The sequence below is a fragment of the uncultured Anaerococcus sp. genome (assembly GCF_963510915.1).
Taxonomy (GTDB): Bacteria; Bacillota; Clostridia; order Tissierellales; family Peptoniphilaceae; genus Anaerococcus.
In genome coordinates this window covers 1-4,383 of sequence record NZ_CAUPHG010000120.1, presented here as the reverse complement: position 1 = coordinate 4,383, position 4,383 = coordinate 1, and the positions used below count along the sequence as shown (strand labels likewise).

Sequence of the window (4,383 nt, the reverse complement as noted above, 5' to 3'; positions counted from 1 at the left end):
AATTGCTGCACACATAGCTTCAAAGGTATCAGCTTTTACGTGTTTTTTAAGCTTGCCACCTTGTTTTTTCTCTCCCATTCCAAACCTTAAATACTTGGTCAAGTCGAGTTTTTCACTTGCCTTAGCAAAGGAATCTGTGCAAACAATCCTAGACCTAGTCCTTGTAAGCCATCCTTCTGGCTTTTCCTTATAAGTTTTGAAAAGATATTCGCTTACAATCATGTCAAGAATAGTATCTCCTAAAAATTCAAGTCTTTCATTGGATTTTGTCTTAATTCTTGCTTCGTTTGTAAAAGATGAATGAGTAAAGGCTACATCTATCAATGTCTTGTCATTGAAGCTGTAGCCTATACTTTTTTCAAATTCTTCGATTTTTTCTAGTCTATCTTTTGACAAAGACATTAGTTTTTACTTTCTATTAGACTTACTATATCTGAGAGAGTTTCGATTTCATCTAACTCCTCATCAGTAAATTCTATATCAAATTCTTCTTCAATAACCATGATAAAATCAACTAGGTCAATTGAATCGATATCCATGTCTGATATCTTGCTTTCAAAGTCTAAGTCAGAAGTGTCGATATCAAGATTTTCTTCTGCTAGTTTTACTAATTGTTCTCTAATCATTTAATTCTCCTTGTATTTTGTTTATAACATCCATATTTATATAGTCAATAAGTCCTAGGATGGCATTAGAAATAGCTATATCATTTGAATTTCCATGAGCCTTATACACATAAGACTTTACCCCTAGTAGCGGGACACCACCAATGTTTTGGGAGCTAAATTTACCCATAGCTGCAGCTAGATCTTCTTTTATAGCAAGCCCTGCAAGCTTAGTTTTGAGTGACTTATAAAAAATATCCTTCATTTGTGACTTAAAGATACTTATAACACCCTCTGCAGTCTTTATTGCAATATTGCCTGCGAAACCATCAGCTACTATGATGTTGCACTTACCTGTGAATAAATCACGAGCTTCGATATTGCCTACAAAGTTTAAATTAGAATTGCTAAGCAATTCATAGGCTTCCTTAGTAAGCTTATCTCCCTTGTGACTTTCTACCCCAACATTTAAAAGTCCAATCTTTGGATTTTTAATATGGATAACATTTTCCAAAAATACCTTACCCATGATAGCAAATTCTTCAAGGTAAATCGGCTTGCAATCCATATTAGCTCCTGTGTCCATAAGAAGAGTGTACCCACCAATGCTTGGAAGTGGCGCCGCAAGAGAAGGTCTATCTATTCCGTCAATTCTTTTAGAAATAAAAATGCCACCTGCTAGGATACCACCAGTAGAGCCTGCTGATAAGAGCCCATCATACCCTTCTTCCTTTAATTTATTATAGGCAAGGACTAAGGAAGCATCTTTCTTCCTCCTGATAGCCCTAACTGGGTCCTCGTCATTTGAAATATATTCATCAGTGTGGATTATTTCATAATCTTTAATCTTTCCACCTATTAATTTTTCTAATTCTTCTTTATTTCCTACAAATACTGGGATGAAAGTTTTTTGTTTTAGGGCAAGGATTGCACCATCAACAAGGACTTTTGCACCCTCATCTGCACCAAAGGTATCTAATAATATTTTCATAAAACCCCTCTTCTAATTTTATATATTATACTACAAGAAGTTAAATTTCCATAAAAAAAGAGTCTGTTGCTTGGCAACAAACTCTCTTTTAATAACTATTGTTCATCAATTACTGCTACGCCTTTGTATTCCCCACAGGATGGGCAAACTCTGTGTGGTAATTTCATTTCGTGGCAATTTGGACACTCAACATAGTTTGATCTGTTCAAAGTATAAGCTGAGGCTCTTCTTTTATTTTTTCTAGTTTTTGATGTTCTTCTTTTTGGTACTGCCATCTTTGACACCTCCTCTTATCAGTTTTAGCAATCTTTAATATTATATAAGCTATTTTCTTTATTGTCAAGCTTCTACTAGAGATTTTGTATCTCTTGCTATCATTAATTCCTCATTTGTAGCTATTACCATTATTTTCACCTTAGAATCATCAGTTGAAACAACATGGCAACCACCACGAACATTGTTCTTTTCTGGGTCAATCTTGATACCGAATTGCTGGAAACCTTCCATAATATCTTCTCTAATTGAGATAGAATTTTCACCGATACCACCTGTAAATACTATAGCATCGCATGAGCCTATTTCTGCCATATAACCTGCTATATATCTCTTAACTCTAGTTACAAACATATCTAAAGCTGCTTGGGCTCTTTCGTTGCCTTCTTTTGCTGCACTTTCTAGGTCTCTAAAGTCGCTTGATACTCCAGACACACCTAGAACACCAGATTTTTTATTAAGAACATTTTCCATTTCTTCTGGTGATAAATTATCTTTTCTCATTATATAGGTTACAGCTGAAGGATCCATGTCTCCGCTTCTTGTACCCATTACAAGGCCTTCTAGTGGAGTAAGTCCCATTGATGTATCATAAGATTTGCCGTTCTTAACTGCACAAATAGATGAACCATTTCCTAGGTGGGCAGAAATAATATTCAAATCTTTTACATCCTTGCCAAGGACTTCTGCTGTTTTATTAGTAATAAAGTTGTGGCTTGTTCCGTGGAAGCCGTATTTTCTAATAGCGTCTTCTTCGTAATATTTGTAGTCAATTCCGTAAAGATAGGTTCTTTTTGGCATAGTTTGATGGAAAGCTGTATCAAATACTGCTACATTTTTAACGTTTGGAAGTAATTTCTCGCAAGCTTCAAGTCCCATAAGGTTAGCTGGATTGTGAAGTGGGGCGAATTTTTGATATTCTACTATAGCTTCCCTAACTTCTTTGTCGATAAGAGCTGATTTTGTAATCTTTTCTCCACCATGGACAACCCTATGACCTACTGCATCAATTTCGCTAAGGTCAGCTATAACTCCATTATCCTTGTCAACTAAGGCATCAAAAACGTGTGAAACAGCTTCTGTATGGTCTTTCATGTTTTCTTCGATTATATATTTATCATCACCCTTTTCTTGTATAAGTTTTGATCCTTCGATACCAATTCTTTCTACAAGACCCTTTACCATTACTTCTTCATTATCCATATCAAATAATTGATATTTAAGTGATGATGAACCACAGTTAATTACTAATACTTTCATTTTTCCTCCAATTTATTTAGCTTTTACTATATTCATTATACCGTAAATGATTTTTTGGCAATGTTAATAAACTTTCTTATATATTGGGCTTATTTTTCCATCATCACCCAACCTATAAGTTAAAATAGCATTGCCAACTGTGTTCTTATAACTTGCTTTTATAAAAATAAGTTTAGCATCCTTTTCTTTAATTTTTCCCTTATCATCAGCTTTTTCAATTGTAATTTCTGACCTATGGTCAAAATTAGCTAGGATTTCTTTCAAACTAGTTGACTTATTTATATTTTTTTCTTTTACAAAAATATTAAGAAAAGATTCCGCTTCATACATAGCTATTCTTTTGTTATATAAACTTTGAACACTATCAAAATTTGTTTCGTTTTCTCCACTTATAAAGCTGATTGTAAGACCAAAAATGAGAAGGATTAACAAAACATATATGCTTACAAAGGCCTTTTTCATGACTTATCCCCCACATAAATAGCAGTCCTAAGTTTATACCTACCATTCTTGCTGGTAAGGTTAATTTTAATAATTTTTGTCATTTTATCATACTCAAGATTAACTGGTCCGCACTCGCTTATTTTATTTGCTGTCCCTTTTGAATCTTTGCTTTCATCAGAACTGTGAATATACAAAAATCCATCTTTGGAATAAAAATTATAGCATATTTCCCTATAATCATCATTGTAATTCTTATTGACCCTATATATAAAAGCATTGAAATTAGAATCTTTATTGGTAGCAACTTCTATTTTATGGCTCATTCTCAAAGTATTATCCACATAAGCCATAGCTGTGTAGGCTTCCTTATATTCTTTTTCTTCTTCATAAGACCTATTTAATATATTAATATTAAAGGAAAAAAGATTAGATAAGACAACTACCAAAAATGAAATGATGGATAGGCTGATTATAAGTTCAATCAAAGTAAACCCCTTTTTCATCAGTCATCCGCCTCTACTAATTCAAAACTCTTATCCTTATAGCTTGCTGTGATTTTTTTATAGGTCGCTGTTGAAATTGGGCTTTGAAACTTTTCAATACTTATTTCTATATCTTTTCCGTTTATATTTTCTGTGTGAGTGCCAACTTCTTTCTTCCTGCTTATTTCTACAGCCTCTTCTAGACTAAAACTAATATCTGCCATATCTTTTATCTTGCTAGATTTATGCAAATTTAAGCCGAGGGCTGGCATTAAAAATAAAGCTATCATACTTAATAGTAAGATAGCAAAAAGTACTTCTATAAGGC

Annotated in this window: 8 protein-coding genes; all 8 read right to left on the bottom strand. The window is 33.4% G+C overall.

Translation table 11 applies throughout. The annotated features are described in order from the left end of the window. A partial coding sequence (locus RQ893_RS08370; protein WP_311482562.1) for a ribonuclease III domain-containing protein occupies positions 1–402 on the bottom strand: 402 nt, incomplete at its 3' end. After that, positions 402–626, bottom strand: a complete 225-nt coding sequence (locus RQ893_RS08365) for a phosphopantetheine-binding protein (protein WP_311482561.1) — start codon at positions 624–626, stop codon at positions 402–404. The genes RQ893_RS08365 and RQ893_RS08370, both read right to left, overlap by 1 nt. Next, the gene (plsX, locus tag RQ893_RS08360) at positions 619–1,596 is read right to left on the bottom strand and encodes a phosphate acyltransferase PlsX (RefSeq protein ID WP_311482560.1); all 978 of its coding nucleotides are present in this window, start codon (positions 1,594–1,596) and stop codon (positions 619–621) included. The genes RQ893_RS08365 and plsX overlap by 8 nt, the downstream gene beginning before the upstream one ends. A gap of 95 nt (positions 1,597–1,691) precedes the next feature. Next, positions 1,692–1,871, bottom strand: coding sequence for a 50S ribosomal protein L32 (gene rpmF / locus RQ893_RS08355; protein ID WP_004830014.1), 180 nt, complete (start codon positions 1,869–1,871; stop codon positions 1,692–1,694). 64 nt (positions 1,872–1,935) lie between these two features. After that, positions 1,936–3,129, bottom strand: a complete 1,194-nt coding sequence (locus RQ893_RS08350) for an acetate kinase (RefSeq protein ID WP_311482559.1) — start codon at positions 3,127–3,129, stop codon at positions 1,936–1,938. Between the two features lie 63 nt (positions 3,130–3,192). Next, the gene (locus RQ893_RS08345) at positions 3,193–3,591 is read right to left on the bottom strand and encodes a hypothetical protein (protein ID WP_311482558.1); all 399 of its coding nucleotides are present in this window, start codon (positions 3,589–3,591) and stop codon (positions 3,193–3,195) included. Continuing rightward, positions 3,588–4,076, bottom strand: a complete 489-nt coding sequence (locus tag RQ893_RS08340) for a prepilin-type N-terminal cleavage/methylation domain-containing protein (protein ID WP_311482557.1) — start codon at positions 4,074–4,076, stop codon at positions 3,588–3,590. Before RQ893_RS08340 ends, RQ893_RS08345 begins: the two co-directional genes overlap by 4 nt. Then, a partial coding sequence (locus RQ893_RS08335; RefSeq protein ID WP_311482556.1) for a hypothetical protein occupies positions 4,076–4,383 on the bottom strand: 308 nt, incomplete at its 5' end. The genes RQ893_RS08335 and RQ893_RS08340, both read right to left, overlap by 1 nt.